The sequence below is a fragment of the Paenibacillus sp. CMM36 genome, assembly GCF_053570945.1.
In genome coordinates this window covers 273,467-290,576 of record NZ_JBSEDY010000005.1, presented here as the reverse complement: position 1 = coordinate 290,576, position 17,110 = coordinate 273,467, and the positions used below count along the sequence as shown (strand labels likewise).

Here is a 17,110-nt window from a genome sequence, read left to right as displayed (position 1 = left end):
GAACATAGACCACTTTGTATGGACAAGAATTGAAAGACAAGGTATGTATAAGACCTAAGCTGACAGGACATTGCGTAATCATGTATAATTACAGAGACAATTTTGCAATTCGAATCATGTAGTTGAAAACGGGAGTGTAGCGAAATGGATAAGGGCGTCTGGAGAGAGTTTTTGGAACATAATTGGCAGATTGTTCAAGATAATTGGCTGTATATATTAATTGGGCTTGTCCTATTGTTAGTCATATTGAAGGTTGTAAGAACTCTCATAAAATGGCTGATTGTCATCGTCGTAATTGCAGGCTTGCTTATCTACAGTGGCATTTCCTTTGAACAGGTCGGCAAGGTCGTTACTCAGGCAAAGGATGATGCGATTAACAAGGTTCAGAGCGAGGCCTTGAACATGATGATCAAAGAGGGACGGGATGCCCAATACACATCCAACGCGGATGGTACGTTTTCGGTAACCAGCTCCAACTTGGAAGTGAAAGGTCCATTTGATGGTGACAAGGTCAAGGTATGGTTTCAGGGGATGTCGCTGGGCGAGTGGAGTATGGGCGATACCGTCAAGAAATATATCGAAGGTGCGAAAGGCTCGGCTGTAACACAGTCGCCACAGTCGCCGTAGAGACAGGAGGAACTCAATGAAACCATCCTGGCTGGAGCCTATTCTTCATTGGAATGGCGTGACGGTGTTTTTAATTGTCATTGTACTGCTGTCGTTGATTCAGGGCTGGAGACGAGGAGCTTCCAGATCTGTAGGGGCGCTGTTTAGTCTTATTGTGGATGGCATACTGACTGTAGCGGGTATTTTGTGCTCGCTCGGATTAGCCATGTGGCTTTCACCGAAGGTGCAACAATGGCTGGCAGCTTACATGGAGCATTTGCCACAGCGAAAACTAAGCGGGATTGAGCAATTTTATTATACGCTTGTGGCGGGGATAGAGGGTTTTCCGCTGCTGCGATTCGCCGTATTGTTCATGCTCAGTTATGCTATTGCCCAGTTTATACTGCGTGCCATTTATGTGTTGATGGTAGGTGGAAAATCAGATTCCTCTCTCCATGAGCATCCCCAAAAATCGGGCTTTTTCAGCAGGGTGGCAGGGGCTGGAATAGGTACTCTTATTGGTGGAGCTCGCGCCATGATAATCATAGCCCTGCTGTTCATAGGCGTAAGTCTGTACCCAGACAGCGGGTTTAGCAGCTACGTACAAGCTTCACCGATTTATAAGCAAGGTGCGCAATCGGTCATTGAGCCGTTGTCGGGGACTCTGATTAAGGATAAGCTGCCCGTATTTACGCAGGCTGTTACCAAGGAATTGAATGGTATCATGCAGCGCAAATATGAAATAATCGACCGGGACATTCCAAGCGATATCGTTCAGGCAGCGGCCAAGATTACAGAAGGGGCTAGCGGTGACGAGCAAAAAGCTAGAGCGTTGTATGAATGGGTAGGCACCCGTATTAGCTATGATTACAGTAAGGTTGAAGCCTATGAGCAACGTGGTGACTGGCATGAACAGACTCCCAGAGATACGTTTGATACACGTAAAGGAGTGTGCATTGATTATGCCCGCCTTTACTCAATGATGGCTCGTTCGCAGGGGCTACAGGTCAAGGTTGTAACAGGCCTTGGGTACAACGGACAGGGAGGATACGGGTCCCATGCCTGGAATGAGGTATATTTGAGCGGACAGAATCAGTGGGTACCGCTAGACCCGACCTGGGCGCAAAGTGGGGACTGGTTTAATCCGCCTGGTTTTGCCCAAACACATATCAAGGATAAAGTGATTTAATAAGGAGTGGAAAAGGGCACATGAGAAAGATAGACAACGAGCAGGGAACAGACAATGGGACGTCTGATCGAAAAAGATTCAGCTTTCGGATCAATCTGTTCTTTTTCAGCTCGTTCATTATATTTACAGTCATCATTGTAAGATTGGCGATACTTCAATTTGTAGATGGACCTCAGCTTAAGCAGCAGGAGGCCAGTAATGTTACCAAAAATGTACCACTTACGCCGATTCGCGGAACGATTTATGATTCAACCGGACAGAACAGACTGGCGTATTCGACACCTGTACAATCGCTGTATATCACGCTCTCCAAGAACTACAGCGACCTTTTGGAGAAATCGCGTAAGCCTGATAAAAAATTGTTGCCTGAGTTGGAAAACATGACACAAAAGCTGGCAAATCGATTTGCCCAATATGGTAATAAAGATGAGCCAAAAATGACGGCAGAACAAATTATGGACGCTATGGATCGGAACTATCAGCGATTTAGCGGTTTTACGCCGCGTTTGATTAAAACGAATCTTAACAAAGATGAAGTGGCCTATTTTATGCAGCATAAGAGTGAGTTTCCGGGCGTAGATGTCGTTGAGGAAACGGTACGCCATTATGATCCTGATACGGTGGCTGTCCAAACGGTTGGCTACATTAAAAGCTATAAGAGTGCACGTGAAACGTTGGATAAATATAAAAACATCCAAAAATCCATGTCAGCTGAAAATGATCCGGGCCTCATTTATATGGATAATGAATCTGTTGGCTTTGATGGACTGGAATTTCAATATCAGGAACAGTTACGAGGGAAAAATGGTTATAAAACGGTCCCGATTGATCCGCGCAATATGCCTGAAGGCGTAGATTCTGTTACACCTCCGCAAAAAGGGGATAATGTCTATTCCACGATTAACAAAGAAATTCAGGTGAAGACTGAAAATGCTATTATGGATCAATTGAGATGGCTTCATACACACGCTGTATCTGGCAGGACTCATCCTTATGCTAAAACAGGCTTTGCTGTGGCTATGGAAGTGGATACAGGAAATGTGGTGGCGATGGCTAGTATGCCGGATTATGATGCGAATTATTGGCAAACGGGTACGATTTCAAAAGACAAATATGAAGAAATAAAACATGTGTATCAAAATGCTACAATTAAGAATGTTGGCTCAGGCCAATCTGGACAGCACCCAGATTCTACCGTGCTTCTCGGATCAACTATTAAACCGCTGTCTGTTCTTATTGGATTGGAAGAAGGACTGTTTACAACAAATACGTATTATCAAGACACAGGAGCAGCCTATTTCGGACGTAACAACTCTGCACGGGTGCGGAACTCATCTGGTCATGTGTACGGTTCAATGGACCCGGCTACCGCTATACGTCATTCCTCTAATGCTTTCATGGTCGATATGGTTGGCAAGCGCTTATATAATAAATACAGAAATAATGCTACAGAAGACCAGGGCGTTAACGTATGGGATCGTTATATGAAGGAGTTTGGATTAGGTGTTTCTACTGGAGTAGACTTGCCCGGTGAGTTCAAGGGGCTTTTAGAATATACGAAAAAAGACGAGTCAGCCCTCTCCAAACTGGCATATGCTTCCTTTGGTCAACAAGGTAAATATACACCTATGCAACTTGCCCAGTACACAACAATGATCGCTACCAAGGGTAAACGGATGGAGCCGCATTTGGTCAGTCAAATTAAAGATACCAACGGCAATGTAGTTCAAACGTTTAAGCCGAAAGTACTAAATGAAGTAAAATTTCCGGATGCCTACTGGAATGAGGTCATACGCGGGATGGCAACAGATGTCAGCGCATTTAAAGGTTTCCCTTATGACTTTGCTCGCAAAACAGGGACATCGCAGCAAAGTGTGGGCAGAGAACTAAAAGATAACGGGGTATTTATTGCCTTTGCTCCACGTCAAAATCCCAAACTTGCAGTAGCGGTTGTTATTCCTGAGGGGGGCTTCGGGGCATGGAGCGCCGGACCTGTGGCACGTAAAATCTTTGATGCCTACGACGAAGTTTATGGATTGGACGGGGTACCTAAGAAAAAGGATGCCACAGCAACCGATCCTAACGCAATCAAACAGCCATAATCATTTTATACGATATCATTTCATAAAAGCTTCTCTTAGCCTTTGGGCTGAGGGAAGCTTTTTTATGTTTTTTCTATGTTTTCTTACAAAATTGTCATCTCGGAATTCATCGTTTATGGCTTTGGATATGGTAGGATCAGGAATATACCCTATTGGAAGGAGTAATGACAAGCTAATATGGACAGAGGAAGTTTGGATAAAAAGTTTTCATTCAAAAAGAAAAATGTTGAAGAGAATGAAGAGTCACGAAAAAAACGGACGGTTTTACGAACCAACCTGCTGTTTTTTAGTGCTTTTGTGCTGTTTGCCCTGATCATTACCAGACTAGCTGTATTGCAGTTTGTACAATCGGAGGAGCTGAAAGGGCAGCAGCAATCCGTAAATACAAAAAATGTCCCGTTAGCCCCGAGTCGCGGCACGATTTATGACTCTACAGGTACGGTTAAGCTGGCGTATTCGACTTCAGTACAGTCCTTGTATGTAACTTTATCTAAGGATTATAGCAAACGTACGGAGAAAGATCGCAAGCCGGGGGAAAAGCTGCTCCCTGAGCTCGATGCTTTTGCTACCAGACTTGCTGCCAAATTAAACGAACTGGGGCATACCGAAGGGGAGCAGCTTAATGCAGAGGAAATAAAAAAGCGACTGGACCCGGACTATAATCAATATAGGGGATTTACCCCGCGATTGGTCAAATCCGACTTGAGTCGGGAGGAAATCGCTTATTTTCTGGAACATCGGACAGAGTTCCCTGGTGTAGAGGTTGTAGAAGAAAGTGTACGCCATTATGACCCGGATCGGGTGGCGGTACAAACGATTGGATATATGTACAAGTTCAAAGGAGCTCGAACGAACCGGCCCAAATATAAAGAGCTCTATGAAGCGAATTCAGAGGTTTTAAAACCGGCACAGGTTTATTCGGAAAGTGAAACGGTCGGATATGATGGCTTGGAGCTTCAGTACCAGGACGAGCTGAGAGGGAAAAACGGATATAAAACGGTAGAGGTCAATCCTCGCAGCATGCCGGAGGGCATTGAATCCATTACTCCTCCTGAAAAAGGACATCATTTATATTCCACCATCAACAAGGAAATTCAGCAGAAAACCGAACAGGCCATTATGGATCAGCTTCGCTGGCTTCATACTCATGCCGTATCGGGGAAGCTTCATCAAGACGCAACCACTGGCTTCGCTGTAGCGATGGAGGTAGAGACCGGAAATATCGTGGCAATGGCCAGTATGCCGGATTATGACTCTAATGTATGGAAAAGTGGGAGTACCCCACCTTCGGTATATGACGAAATTCAGCATAAAATGGGAAACGGAACCATTAAATCCGTCCCTAGCGGTAAAGCAGGTCCACATCCAGAATCCTCGGTACTTCTGGGTTCAACCATTAAACCGCTGACCGTGCTGATCGGGTTGAAGGAAAACCTGTTTTCCCCCGGACAGACTTATCAGGATACGGGAAGTGCGTACTACGGTAAAAATCGCTCCAGCCGGGTTGGGAATTCTAGCGGACATGTGTATGGTTCTTTGACACCTAGCAGGGCAATTGAGGTCTCGTCAAATACGTTTATGGTGGATATGATCGGCAAGCCGATGTATGACAAATACGGAAGTAATGCAGGGATTCATCAGGGAATTGATGTATGGGACAAGTATATGAAGGAATTTGGATTAGGCGTACCAACTGAAGTAGATTTGCCGGGCGAGTGGGCAGGCAGACTTGAGTATATGAGCAAGCATGAAAGTGCGCTGACACGTTTGGTACAGGCATCCTTTGGTCAGCAGGGAAAGTATACGGCCATGCAGTTAGCCCAGTATACAACTGTGCTGGCAACAAAGGGCAAGCGTATGCAGCCTCATTTGGTCAGCAAAATTGTAGATGATCAGGGGAATCTTGTACGTGAATTTAAGCCGAAGGTGCTGAATGAGGTCGCTTTTTCAGATACGCACTGGAATACAGTGATTCGAGGTATGGCTACGGATGTTAAAGCCTTTAATGGATTTCCTTATGATTATGCCCGTAAAACGGGGACTTCCGAGCAGGTGGTGGGACGTACGGTTAAAGATAACGGGGTGTTCATCGCTTTTGCTCCACGTCAAAATCCGAAGCTGGCAGTAGCGGTCATCATTCCTGAAGGGGGCTTTGGTGCGACGAGCGCGGGACCGGTTGCGCGTAAAATATTTGATGCGTATGACGAAGTATATGGGCTAGATGGTACTCCTAAAAAGCCTCTGGCAGCAAAGTGAGGACTTGAATTTTTTTGTGGGCTTCTCTTTTTCATGGTAAAATGTCGTTGGACATAAGGGACATACAGGAGGAAGAGACACTATGGGAGAGAACCAATATAAATACAAACTGCTTGCGCTCGACATGGATGGAACTTTACTGAATGATAATCATGAAATTTCCTTGGAAACGATTAACTGGATTAACAAGGCGATACAGGAAGGGATCCATGTATGCTTGTCCACCGGACGTGCAGCGATGCATGCTCTGCCTTACGGTCAGCAACTCGGCCTGGAGACGCCAATGGTAACCGTAAACGGCAGTGAGGTGTGGAAATCACCCCACGAGTTGTGGCGTCGTTATTTACTTGATAAGGAGCTCGTTCGTAAGATGCACCAGATTGCTGTAGAAACAGGCTCCTGGTTCTGGGCTTACTCAACGGAGGAATTATATAACAGAGATCGTTGGCCGAATACATTGGACACACAGGAATGGCTTAAATTCGGTTATAATACGGAAAATGACGAAATTCGCCACCAAATTTTGCTGAAGCTTCAGGACATGGGTGGACTTGAAATCTCCAATTCTTCAATGACGAATCTGGAAATTAACCCAGCTGGTATATCCAAGGCCAGTGGAATCGCTGAAGTGTGCGACCTGCTTGGCATTACTCTGGAGCAGGTGGTTGCCGTTGGCGACAGTCTGAATGACCTGGCTGTGATTCAAGCGGTTGGACTGGGCGTAGCAATGGGGAATGCTCAGGATACAGTAAAAGAAGCCGCTGATGTGGTCGTGGCTTCGAACAATGACGACGGCATTGTAGAAGTGATCCGCGATTATGTGCTTGTGTAATAAAACGAATGATGCAGCAAGCAGAATAAATGGACGAGAAGGAGGAGGCCCATGGACATTGTAGGCTGGATTGTTGTCATTGTGCTGTTCATTGTGGGCATGGCGGGGGCGGTATATCCCGTATTGCCGGGGGCGCTCGCCATCTATTTTGCGTTTTTTGTGTACGGCTGGTTTTTCTCGTTTGCTTCATATAATAAATTGTTCTGGATCATTCAGACGCTAATCGTCGTTGCCCTTTTTATCGCGGATTACGCTGTGAATGCCTGGGGAGTCAAACGATTTGGTGGCTCGCGCCTGTCAGCGATACTGAGTACTATCGGGATTATTATTGGCCCCTTTGTTATTCCGGCATTTGGCCTGATTTTGGGACCATTTATTGGCGCTGTGCTAGGTGAGCTGATAAGCAAAGCCCCGCTGGACCGAGCTATTAAAGTGGGCTTTGGCTCTGTGTTAGGCCTTTTTACCAGCACCGTGATGAAAGTGATTTTGCAGCTTGCCATGATTATTGTATTCTTAATTTGGGTGTTATAACCCGAGATTCATTTTCGTTTATTATGATTTGCAGAGACAGAATCGACATGCGGCTCCGCACCGGTGATGGCTCAGGCCATGACAGTTTGTGCGGGGCTTTTGCATGCGTGTGAACAGCAAGAAAGAAGGGAACGCATTTTGTCCAATAAAGAAACATTCCTTAAAGGTACGCTTATTTTAGCCGCTGCCGCCTTGGTGGCCAGAGTGCTTGGTCTGGTACAGCGTGTTCCACTGGAGCATCTGCTCGGTTCCGTCGGGAACGCCTCGTTTACCATTGCGAACAACGCTTACTTGATGCTGCTCACGGTGGCTACGGCCGGCATTCCAAGCACATTGAGCAAAATGGTTTCAGAACGTTATGCACTGGACCGACCTTCGGAAGCGCGACGTGTGTATCGTGCGGCTTTGATATTCGCGGCTGCGGCAGGCATTATCATTACAGCGCTGCTGTATTTTGGAGCGCCTTATTTTGCCGAGCATGTAGCAGGGGTTCCGCAATCCGCTTTGGCCATTCAGGCTTTGGCGCCAGCATTACTGCTGTTCCCTGCCATTGCTATGATGCGTGGATACTTCCAAGGGCGCGGTAATATGACCGCAGGCGGTATTTCACAAATTGTGGAGCAGGTTGCACGGGTAGCGACCGCTATTATACTCGCTTTTATTATTTTGAAGCTGGGTTATGGAGATCGCGAGGTTGCAGCTGGGGCCTCCTTTGGGGGTGTCATGGGAAGTCTTGGCGCTCTGGCGGTCATGTTGTACTACACGGTAAAATTGCGTCGTCAGGATCGACAGGATCGTCAAGATCAATTCCAAGAGGAAAGCTCCGCGCTACCGATGATGCGCATTTACAAAGATATTTTCAAGCTTTCCATTCCAATTGTATTGTCGTCTCTGACGGTTCCGGCGGTCAACTTTATTGATACGTCGATTGTGGTGAGACTGCTATCTGGTCAAGTGGGATTGGATCAGGCGACTACTCAGTTGGGTTATCTAGGCTCTCGGGCACAGAGTGTGGCGGGAATTCCGCCGATTTTGGCCATTGCGCTCAGTCAATCGCTTATTCCGATCATTTCAGCGGCATTTGCCCGTAAGGATGAGCAGCATTTACAAAATCAGATGACGCTGGCTTTGCGTATCTCTATTTTGACTGGAATGCCGATTGTGCTGGCTTTATGTGTGACCGCTTATTCTATTAATGGTTTACTGTTCAGCTCGCTTGGAGGCAGTGGTATCATCGCTGTTCTGACACTCGGAACGATATTCCAGATTACGATGATGACTTCTAATTCGATATTGATCGGTATGGGCAAGCCGCGTATTTCAATGGTTAATGTCATGGTCGGGATCGTCGTCAAGTTTGCAGCGAGCTGGCTGCTGGCTGGTTGGCTTGGGATTTACGGGATCATTGCCGCAACCGGATTATGTTTCCTCGTGATCACGTTGCTGAATTTGCGTGTGCTTAAAGGGATCGTCTCCTTTTCCATCATGGGCCGTCGCTGGGCAGGTTTCTTAACCGCAGTCGTCGTCTCAGGAGCTATCGGATACGGTGTAAATGAAGCCTGTATTCTGCTGGTGCATCTGATGCCTGCGCGTGTAGCCTTCTTCATCGCATGCTGCATTGCCGGAGCGACTGTACTGGTATGCTACTTGGTGTTGCTGGTTGTATTGCGCGTATTGCGCAGGGACGAGCTGGGCAACTACCCACGTATGTTGCAAAAGGTACTACGTCCGTTAATGCGCCTACAGCGTGAGTCCACAGGACAGCGAGGCTAAAAGAGCTCTCCAGTCTTTCAGTGGAAAGGTTGCAAGCTGTTATGGGCAACGTGGGCCATTGCTGTTTTTTGTATGCCATGGCGATGCTCGTGGCGCATGGCAAATAACAGCGGTCGCCTTGGTTCGCTTAGATGCCCAAGTGTGGAGCCGTCCTGAAACCAGTCATACCGGGGGATTGGATCATAAGTTGTATCGGACCAGACGGCGTTCAGCTCCGGGCTGTACAGACGTTGTCCTGGCGGTAGCCATTCATGTGCTAAAAGCGTTGCACTTTCATCTGGAGAGTGCAACGCTTTTTGTTCATTCGGGGTGAATAGTCCAGGCCAATAGTCGCTGCGTGAACCCGTATGCGGCACACTGTTAGCGAATGCTGATGCCTGGTCCAGCACCTGCTGATGGCCGAAGAGCATAGCATAGAGACTTTTGCCAAAGCCGATCCGCTCGTCCAAATGGCCGAAACGCTCCATCACTAGTCCAGCAAGCCCACCGTTTAGCCCAAGTGGAAATATAACCTGATTAAGCTGGAGCCAGTCATGCAAATAAAAGCCCGGCTTGTGTGTCACAAATTTTTGAAAATACGGATCTTTTACTACACGTCCTTCAATATAGTTTTGTTCATTAATGATGAGCGCCACAGTCAACAGAGAGCTATCACGCCATGCCCAGAAACGTTCCCAAAAGGGCTTCATGAATGGCGAAACGTGAAAATAAGGCAACAAATGAAAGCAACTCCGACCTAAATGACGGCTGTGCATGTAAAGTTGCAACTGCGGATAAGCGTCTTGAAAAATAAGGGCGTTACAGCGCTCCAGTAGCCGATACAGCCATTCCTTTTCCTGCTCGCCGAATAGGTTGTCAATCAGTCCCCCTTTCAGATCGGTCATATGATAGCCGCCATTACGAGAAACCAGGTGAGCCAGTAATGCCCAGTGTAACTCCGGGTAGCCACGATAGCATTCAAGGTAAGCAGCAGTGCGGGTAACGTTGCTGCGATTCTCCTGTGCTGTATCGTTCTTGATCCGCTCCAGCAGCTCACAGTCTGTTTCGCATAAGGGCATATTCAGAGAAGAGGGACGCGTAGCGGGTCCGTTCACCAATATTAACGCTTCAGCTTCATTCATAGCGGCCTGTGCCGTATGATAATCCCACGCTAGTTCACGCAAGGGGTAGCGTAATTTGCGGGATTCGGTCCAGGCTGCCCGTTTGCCTTCCCAAGCTTCCTCAGCAACACGGGGAACGGAACCCAGTAACTTTAGCCCTCCCTGAAGCTGTCGAGATGCCGTATGGAGCCATTCGGTAAGAGACATGACTAAATAACCTCCTTTCCAACTGCAAGCATCCCCGTATCCTGCCAAGTAAGTTGGGTATGCTGTTAGGATGTCGTCGTTTATGTGGTGGATTCTTAAGTATATATTTAGTATGCCTCAATGAGAGGGCTTCCAATCGGCATGTGAGCAGAATGGGGGAGTGTGCAAAAGCTTCACTTGGCGTTACAATAGAAAGTGCAATCTTTTCAGTATAAAAAGAATTTAAGGAGGAATCATCCATGCAAAAAATCGTCTCTCATGAAGACTTTAATAAGGCAATATCCACTCCGGGCGTAACGGTGGCTGTATTTAAGGCGGACTGGTGTGGGGATTGTCATTTCATTGATCCGTTCATGCCTGATGTGGAACAACAATATGCAGATAAGCTTACATTAATTGAGATTGATGTAGAACAGGCCGAAAGCGTCAGTCAAGAGCAGAATGTATTGGGGATTCCTAGCTTTATCGCTTACAGTGAAGGGCGAGAACTGGTACGTCTGGTGAACAGACTGCGCAAATCCCGCGAGGAGATTGAGCAATTTTTGGATCGGGCTGTTGAAGTCCATACGAGCTTGGCAAAATAATGAATGCTGTACATGCATACATGAAGGTTCCAAATTGAATTTTAAACATCAAGACATTCAGAAAGCCGCTTCCTTTCAAGGGGGCGGCTTTCTCACGAACACGTTCACATTTTGTCAACAAAGCTCGTATGTCAAGGAACGATATATCAGTTATAATTACTATAAGTGATCATTTCACAACATATAAAGTGAATAAATATTATATTTGGAAGGATACGGGTGAATTTGAATAACAAAATTAGAATATTAAAATGGCTGGCACTCGTAACATGTATTGTCATGTTTTTGGCTACCTTCGGTGGAGGTGTTGTGACGCGGACGGATTCGGGTCTGGGCTGTGGCCGGGAATTCCCGCTATGCAATGGTAAGCTGGTTCCGGCACATACGATCGCATCCCTTATTGAGTTCTCTCACCGCTCCGTCAGTGCCATGGCCGGGATTCTTTCTATCGCCTCATTTGTTGGCTTTTTGCTGTTTATGAAGCATCGAAAGGATTTACAGCTATTCTCGCTGCTCACGCTCTTGTTTGTGATCATACAAGGTGCAATGGGGGCGTTGGCTGTCATATTCTCCCAATCAGCTGCGGTCATGGGACTGCATTTTGGCTTTGCGCTTATCGCTTTTGCCAGTGCGACTATGATGACGCTGGGGGCCTGGCAGGAGCATGCGGACTCACGCCACACTCCGCGTCTGATTCCTGGGCCTGTCAGTCGGGGCTTTCGTAATTTTATATGGCTATCGACGATCTATACCTATATTGCTGTCTATTCAGGGGCGTTGCTTAGTCACTCGGTCATCCAGAAGGTTGTAAATATTGGAGGCTTCATATCTCCACTGTTGCTTCATCAGATTTCAGCCGGTCTGCTGTTCGTCATTATCTTGGCTGTGGGTCACTACGCATACCGTTATCACCCGAATCACCGGGACATCCGTATATTGGGTGTTGTATCGGTCTTGTTAATCCTGCTTCAAGTGGTGATTGGAATTATCTTGCTGTACGTCAACAGACCTGAAATCTACATGTTTATCGTGCTGGGGCATATGCTGGTGATTGCATCGTTGTTCTCCATCTTGGCTTATCTGAGCTATCGTGTATGGCAATTGTCACCGGATCGCAAGCTTGTTCCGACCCAAGCACAACGTACCTAAGCATTTCATAGATCATAGTGAAGCGGATTTTTGCCCAAGTGGCGTTTAAACACGTATAATAGCATATAAGAAACAAACCAGGCCCACGAGTTTCTCGAGGGCTTGATTTGCTTAGGAGGAATCGTCCAGTTGATCTACCAGAATTTGCGCCAATTTATTGAAGCACTGCGTAAAGAAAATCATCTTAAAATTATAGAGGCACCTGTCGATCCTTACTTGGAGCTGGCTGAGATTCATCGAAGAGTCATTGAGGAAGAAGGGCCGGCACTGCTGTTCACGAATGTAAAAGGAACTCCGTTTCCTGTAGCCAGTAATCTGTTTGGCACGAATCGCCGTGTGGACATGGCTTTTGGCCCGCGCCCAGAGCAACTGATGGATGCGATTGTAGGAGCAACCAAAACATTGTTTCCACCTACACCCAAAGCATTGTGGAATGAACGTGGCCTGATTAAGGACATGCTAAAAGTAGGCCTAAAAACAGTATCTCATAGCGAGGCTCCTGTATTGGGAGTTCGCCGTACAGAGGCTCCGCTGGCACCACTGCCTAAAGTGACCAGTTGGCATGAGGATGGAGGACCGTTTATTACCCTTCCACTCGTGTATACCGAGAAGCCAGGTCAGCCCAAGGATCATAATCTGGGGATGTACCGCATTCAGATTTATGATGATCAGACGACGGGCATTCACTGGCAAATTCATAAAGGCGGCGGTTTCCATTATCATGAAGCGGAGCTGCGTAATGAGCCGTTGCCTACGACGATTATCATCGGTGGCCCGCCTGCTCTGATTGCGTCTGCCATTGCTCCAGCACCGGAAAACTTGCCTGAGCTGTTGCTGGCTTCGCTTATTATGGGAGGCAAGCTGCCCATGACAGAGGACCCGCTTGGGGGTCATCGGATTCCAGCAGAAGCAGAATTTGCAATCAGCGGTTATGTGCCACCTCATGAACGCCGTCCGGAAGGCCCGTTTGGCGATCATTTTGGATATTATTCATTACAGCATGATTTCCCTGTATTTCATGTCAAACATATGCATCACCGCAAGGATGCCATTTATCCGGCAACCATTGTAGGTAAGCCTCGGCAAGAAGACTACTACCTCGGTGAGTTTTTGCAACGTCTGCTGTCGCCTGCCTATCCGCTTGTGATGCCTTCCGTCAAGTCCCTGTGGGCGTATGCGGAAACGGGCGTACATGCGCTGGCAGCGGCAGTCGTACGTGAAAGCTACTCCCGTGAAGCGCTTGTATCCGGTTTTACCATTTTGGGTCAAGGTCAATTGTCATTGACCAAGTTCCTGATGCTGACAGATCGAGTCATTGATTTATCTGACTTTAACCTGCTGTTAGAAACCATTCTGGAGCGATTTAATCCAGCAAGGGATTTATTTATTTTCAATCACACGTCACACGATACACTCGATTACACAGGCCGCAAGCTGAATCATGGCAGTAAGGCGATCCTGATGGGAATAGGTGAGCCTGTACGTGAATTGCCTCGTGCTTATGAGGGAGGCGATCTGCCGGGAATTCGTGAAATTGAGCCCTATTGCGGAGGGTGCCTCGTTGTGTCCGGCTCTTCCTTTGAGCAGGAGCCTGAACTCGCTGCGCGTGTATTGGAGCGATTAGCTGCGGGTGAGCAAGAGTGGCCGCTCGTTTTCATTGTGGACGATGCCAAGGAAGTCGTTCGCTCTCAAGCCTCGTTCCTGTGGACGGTATTCACTCGCTTTAACCCGGCTACGGATATGTACGCGGACAGCGAAGTGCGTTTGCATCATCTGAACTATAAGCTGCCGATTGTAGTGGATGCGCGTATGAAGCCGGGGTATCCGGATGAGGTGTTACCGCGTGAGGATATTGTTAAGCTTGTAGATCAACGATGGACAAGTTATTTCGCTTGACGCCCTAATTAAACCTACAGCCGGATTTTATATTTATAAGGAGGCGTAAGCATGATACGCAAGCTACTGGGTGAGCCGCCGCGTGTGAACAAGGGCATCCTGCTAGATGCCATGAATAGCATGTCAGATATGTTGAACCTGCTGGAACGGCAAATTCAGGCTGGTGGAGATCCGACCCACGATTTTCGGAAGGCGGATATTTTGACACGCGGTCTAATGTCATCTCTGGATGAACTGGAGCAGAGCCATCATGCTGCCGCCTTTTTCCGTATGAAAGTGAAAGCCGGATATGCTGAAGATATGAGTGAGGATGAAAAATCCGACTATGCATTGTATGTTTTCTTTTATAAAGATGGGTTTGTGAGGGTATTTTCCATTCTGGATAAGCTGGGCAACTGGCTGAATGATCTGTATGATTTAAAAACAGGACAGTATAAGGCGCATTATTCGTATTTTACCGTGTTGCGGCAGCTCAAGTATCTCAAAATGCATCCTGTATTGACCGATAATTTATATGATATCAAGGATACATACAACGATGCGATCAATCGGCTGCGTAAGCGGCGAAATACGGAGATACACTATATGAATACAGAAATGCAGGATGATCTCTGGCAACGACACCGAGCTTTGTATGGAAAAATCCAACTGGAGGACCTTGATCACCATTTGGAAGATTTGCAGCAGGGCTTGGAAATGGTGTGTCGGTCGTTGTCAATCGCCTTTACTTATACTGCGAAACAATGGAAGAACCGGGCAGTACGCCCAAAAATATGATAGAAAATATCCTTTGACAAAGCAATGTAAACTATCTATACTGAAACCTAGTTTCAGAAAAATGCTTGAATTATGTTTTTTTATATAAACTTAACGGACAGCTAAAGCTGGAGTTTAACATATTTTTCTTATCCAGAGAGGTGGAGGGACTGGCCCGATGAAGCCCGGCAACCCGTTTTTTCCCGGTGTAATACACTGGGAGGGAACATGATGGTGCTAATTCCTACAAAACCGCTAGAGTTATAGCGATTTTGGCAGATGAGAAAAGGATCGCAAGGTGGGGCCCTTTTCATTCTGTGAAAGGGGCTCTTTTTTGTATAAATAAATAGCGATTTTATACAATCCTGAGAGATGACAACTGGTAAAAAGGGTAAGGAAGAAGTGAAGGGGGTCGCAGCACGTTGATAGAGCTTAAGCAGTTAACCAAGCATTATGGCAAAGGCAACCGACGCGTAAATGCGCTGTCTGGGTTGAATCTTTCTATAAAGCGTGGAGAAATATTCGGAGTGATTGGTCACTCCGGGGCAGGGAAAAGTACATTGATCCGCTGTATTAATTTATTGGAACGCCCTACTTCAGGTGAAGTATGGGTAGACGGGGTAAACCTCACTACTGTGAGTCAATCCCAGTTACAAATGCAGCGCCGAAAAATCGGAATGATTTTTCAGCATTTTAATTTGTTGTCTTCGGCGACGGTATATGACAATATTGCATTTCCGTTGCGGCTGGTAAACACGCCCAAGCAGAAGTTGGACCAGAAGGTTCGTGAACTGCTGGAATTGGTGGGTCTCGAAGAACACAGTGGAAAATATCCGTCACAGCTCTCAGGTGGACAGAAGCAACGGGTAGGAATTGCACGGGCGCTGGCTAGTGATCCTCATGTATTGCTGTGTGACGAAGCGACTTCGGCGCTTGATCCGCAGACGACGGGGTCTATCCTGAAATTGCTGCTGGATATTAATCAGCGTTTTAATTTAACCATCGTGTTGATTACACATGAAATGCATGTCATTCAAAGCATTTGTGATAAAGTTGGCGTCATTCATCAGGGCGACATCGTGGAGCAAGGTCCGGTGGCGGAAGTATTTTTGAAGCCGCAGCACCAGGTAACCAAGGACTTTATCCAGCGGGAGTCAGAACATCCCGAGGAGTTGCAAGCAGCGATTGCGGCAGCAGGTGAGGGCGAGTCGGCGCAGGTGGTACGTATCTCCTTCTTGGGCAGCAAAACATATGATGCGATTCTGTCGCGTACGGCTCGAAGCACTGGGGTTGATTTTGCGATCTTGCAGGGAACCATATCTACGATTAAAAATGTACCCTATGGTCAGCTAATCGTTCGTTTTGAAGGAAATCATGAGGATATAGAGCATACGCTGCGCGAAGTGTCTGGGCAAGGACTTGATGTGGAGGTGATCGGACAATGAGCGAACTTGATTTTTCACAAGTGAGTTGGGAAGAGCTAGGGAATTCTACTATGGAAACCCTTCAGATGCTCGGTGCATCCGCATTGTTCACCCTCATTATTGGTTTGCCGCTCGGCATATTATTGTTTCTGGCGAGCCGCTCCTCGTTGACTCTGATGAAGGTGATATACATTGTATTATCATTCATCGTTAACATTTTACGTTCCGTGCCATTTATCATTTTGATCGTTGCACTTATTCCTTTTACACGATCGCTGGTAGGTACCTCGACCGGGGTGTTGGGAACCATCCCACCATTGGTTATCGGGGCTGCCCCATTCTTCGCACGTCTTGTCGAAACGTCTCTGCGTGAAGTGGACAAGGGTGTCATTGAAGCCGCACAAGCAATGGGGGCCTCGACAGGACAAATTATCCGGCGTGTGCTGTTACGTGAGGCACTTCCGGGACTGCTAGCCGCATTAACCATTACCGTCGTTACACTCGTATCCTACACGGCAATGTCCGGGATGATCGGGGGCGGTGGACTGGGTACACTGGCTATCAACTACGGCTATTATCGTTATGAAACGGCTGTAATGATCGTTGCGGTCGTGCTGATGGTCGTATTGGTTCAATTGCTGCAAATGGCGGGAGACCGTCTCGTGCGGCATTATACTCGAAAATAGGGAAAACATATAGATATCC

14 protein-coding genes and 1 riboswitch are annotated in these 17,110 nt (G+C 47.0%); of the genes, 13 read left to right on the top strand and 1 reads right to left on the bottom strand.

The features are described from left to right. The first annotated feature begins 144 nt into the window (after window positions 1-144). From ACWA2B_RS13385 to ACWA2B_RS13355, 7 genes are all read left to right on the top strand, one after another. Window positions 145-627 (top strand): hypothetical protein, encoded by a 483-nt coding sequence (locus ACWA2B_RS13385; protein ID WP_029518209.1) that lies wholly within the window; start codon window positions 145-147, stop codon window positions 625-627. A gap of 16 nt (window positions 628-643) precedes the next feature. Next, window positions 644-1,795, top strand: coding sequence for a transglutaminase domain-containing protein (locus ACWA2B_RS13380; protein ID WP_318627989.1), 1,152 nt, complete (start codon window positions 644-646; stop codon window positions 1,793-1,795). 20 nt (window positions 1,796-1,815) lie between these two features. Further along, a complete protein-coding gene (locus ACWA2B_RS13375) occupies window positions 1,816-3,897 on the top strand; it encodes a peptidoglycan D,D-transpeptidase FtsI family protein (protein WP_449292284.1) in 2,082 nt (693 codons plus the stop codon). A 177-nt stretch (window positions 3,898-4,074) separates the two neighbouring features. Beyond that, window positions 4,075-6,153 (top strand): peptidoglycan D,D-transpeptidase FtsI family protein, encoded by a 2,079-nt coding sequence (locus ACWA2B_RS13370; protein WP_318627991.1) that lies wholly within the window; start codon window positions 4,075-4,077, stop codon window positions 6,151-6,153. Window positions 6,154-6,235: 82 nt separating this feature from the next. Further along, entirely contained in the window at window positions 6,236-6,985 is a 750-nt protein-coding gene (locus ACWA2B_RS13365; RefSeq protein WP_029518213.1) for a Cof-type HAD-IIB family hydrolase, read from the top strand. 51 nt (window positions 6,986-7,036) lie between these two features. Then, on the top strand, window positions 7,037-7,516 hold the full coding sequence (locus ACWA2B_RS13360; RefSeq protein ID WP_318627993.1) for a DUF456 domain-containing protein: 480 nt from the start codon (window positions 7,037-7,039) through the stop codon (window positions 7,514-7,516). 138 nt (window positions 7,517-7,654) lie between these two features. Beyond that, window positions 7,655-9,289, top strand: coding sequence for a putative polysaccharide biosynthesis protein (locus tag ACWA2B_RS13355; RefSeq protein WP_029518214.1), 1,635 nt, complete (start codon window positions 7,655-7,657; stop codon window positions 9,287-9,289). 17 nt (window positions 9,290-9,306) lie between these two features. On the opposite strand, the gene ACWA2B_RS13350 is transcribed toward ACWA2B_RS13355, so the two are convergent. Then, window positions 9,307-10,596 (bottom strand): DUF2515 family protein, encoded by a 1,290-nt coding sequence (locus ACWA2B_RS13350; protein WP_449292283.1) that lies wholly within the window; start codon window positions 10,594-10,596, stop codon window positions 9,307-9,309. 239 nt (window positions 10,597-10,835) lie between these two features. Between ACWA2B_RS13350 and ACWA2B_RS13345 the strand changes: the two genes are divergently transcribed. The 6 genes from ACWA2B_RS13345 to ACWA2B_RS13320 all read left to right on the top strand — a co-directional run bounded on the left by ACWA2B_RS13345 (window position 10,836) and on the right by ACWA2B_RS13320 (window position 17,091). Then, on the top strand, window positions 10,836-11,180 hold the full coding sequence (locus ACWA2B_RS13345) for a thioredoxin family protein (protein ID WP_029518216.1): 345 nt from the start codon (window positions 10,836-10,838) through the stop codon (window positions 11,178-11,180). A 219-nt stretch (window positions 11,181-11,399) separates the two neighbouring features. Beyond that, window positions 11,400-12,329, top strand: coding sequence for a COX15/CtaA family protein (locus tag ACWA2B_RS13340; RefSeq protein ID WP_029518217.1), 930 nt, complete (start codon window positions 11,400-11,402; stop codon window positions 12,327-12,329). Between the two features lie 129 nt (window positions 12,330-12,458). Next, complete coding sequence (locus ACWA2B_RS13335) at window positions 12,459-14,225, top strand: UbiD family decarboxylase (protein WP_208332629.1); 1,767 nt, start codon at window positions 12,459-12,461, stop codon at window positions 14,223-14,225. A gap of 51 nt (window positions 14,226-14,276) precedes the next feature. Then, window positions 14,277-15,002: a Cthe_2314 family HEPN domain-containing protein gene (locus ACWA2B_RS13330; RefSeq protein ID WP_029518219.1), complete on the top strand. Its 726-nt coding sequence runs from the start codon at window positions 14,277-14,279 to the stop codon at window positions 15,000-15,002. A gap of 125 nt (window positions 15,003-15,127) precedes the next feature. Next, a riboswitch (SAM riboswitch) is annotated at window positions 15,128-15,267 on the top strand. 136 nt (window positions 15,268-15,403) lie between these two features. After that, a complete protein-coding gene (locus ACWA2B_RS13325) occupies window positions 15,404-16,426 on the top strand; it encodes a methionine ABC transporter ATP-binding protein (RefSeq protein WP_029518220.1) in 1,023 nt (340 codons plus the stop codon). Further along, the gene (locus ACWA2B_RS13320; RefSeq protein WP_069012611.1) at window positions 16,423-17,091 is read left to right on the top strand and encodes a methionine ABC transporter permease; all 669 of its coding nucleotides are present in this window, start codon (window positions 16,423-16,425) and stop codon (window positions 17,089-17,091) included. Before ACWA2B_RS13325 ends, ACWA2B_RS13320 begins: the two co-directional genes overlap by 4 nt. Window positions 17,092-17,110 lie beyond the last annotated feature (19 nt).

What these genes read in the sequence shown, in the direction of transcription:
- ACWA2B_RS13385 (WP_029518209.1), top strand. Translation starts at nt 145, where the DNA reads ATGGATAAGGGCGTCTGGAGAGAGTTTTTGGAACATAATTGGCAGATT.
- ACWA2B_RS13380 (WP_318627989.1), top strand. Translation starts at nt 644, where the DNA reads ATGAAACCATCCTGGCTGGAGCCTATTCTTCATTGGAATGGCGTGACG.
- ACWA2B_RS13375 (WP_449292284.1), top strand. Translation starts at nt 1,816, where the DNA reads ATGAGAAAGATAGACAACGAGCAGGGAACAGACAATGGGACGTCTGAT.
- ACWA2B_RS13370 (WP_318627991.1), top strand. Translation starts at nt 4,075, where the DNA reads ATGGACAGAGGAAGTTTGGATAAAAAGTTTTCATTCAAAAAGAAAAAT.
- ACWA2B_RS13365 (WP_029518213.1), top strand. Translation starts at nt 6,236, where the DNA reads ATGGGAGAGAACCAATATAAATACAAACTGCTTGCGCTCGACATGGAT.
- ACWA2B_RS13360 (WP_318627993.1), top strand. Translation starts at nt 7,037, where the DNA reads ATGGACATTGTAGGCTGGATTGTTGTCATTGTGCTGTTCATTGTGGGC.
- ACWA2B_RS13350 (WP_449292283.1), bottom strand. Translation starts at nt 10,596, where the DNA reads ATGTCTCTTACCGAATGGCTCCATACGGCATCTCGACAGCTTCAGGGA.
- ACWA2B_RS13345 (WP_029518216.1), top strand. Translation starts at nt 10,836, where the DNA reads ATGCAAAAAATCGTCTCTCATGAAGACTTTAATAAGGCAATATCCACT.
- ACWA2B_RS13330 (WP_029518219.1), top strand. Translation starts at nt 14,277, where the DNA reads ATGATACGCAAGCTACTGGGTGAGCCGCCGCGTGTGAACAAGGGCATC.
- ACWA2B_RS13320 (WP_069012611.1), top strand. Translation starts at nt 16,423, where the DNA reads ATGAGCGAACTTGATTTTTCACAAGTGAGTTGGGAAGAGCTAGGGAAT.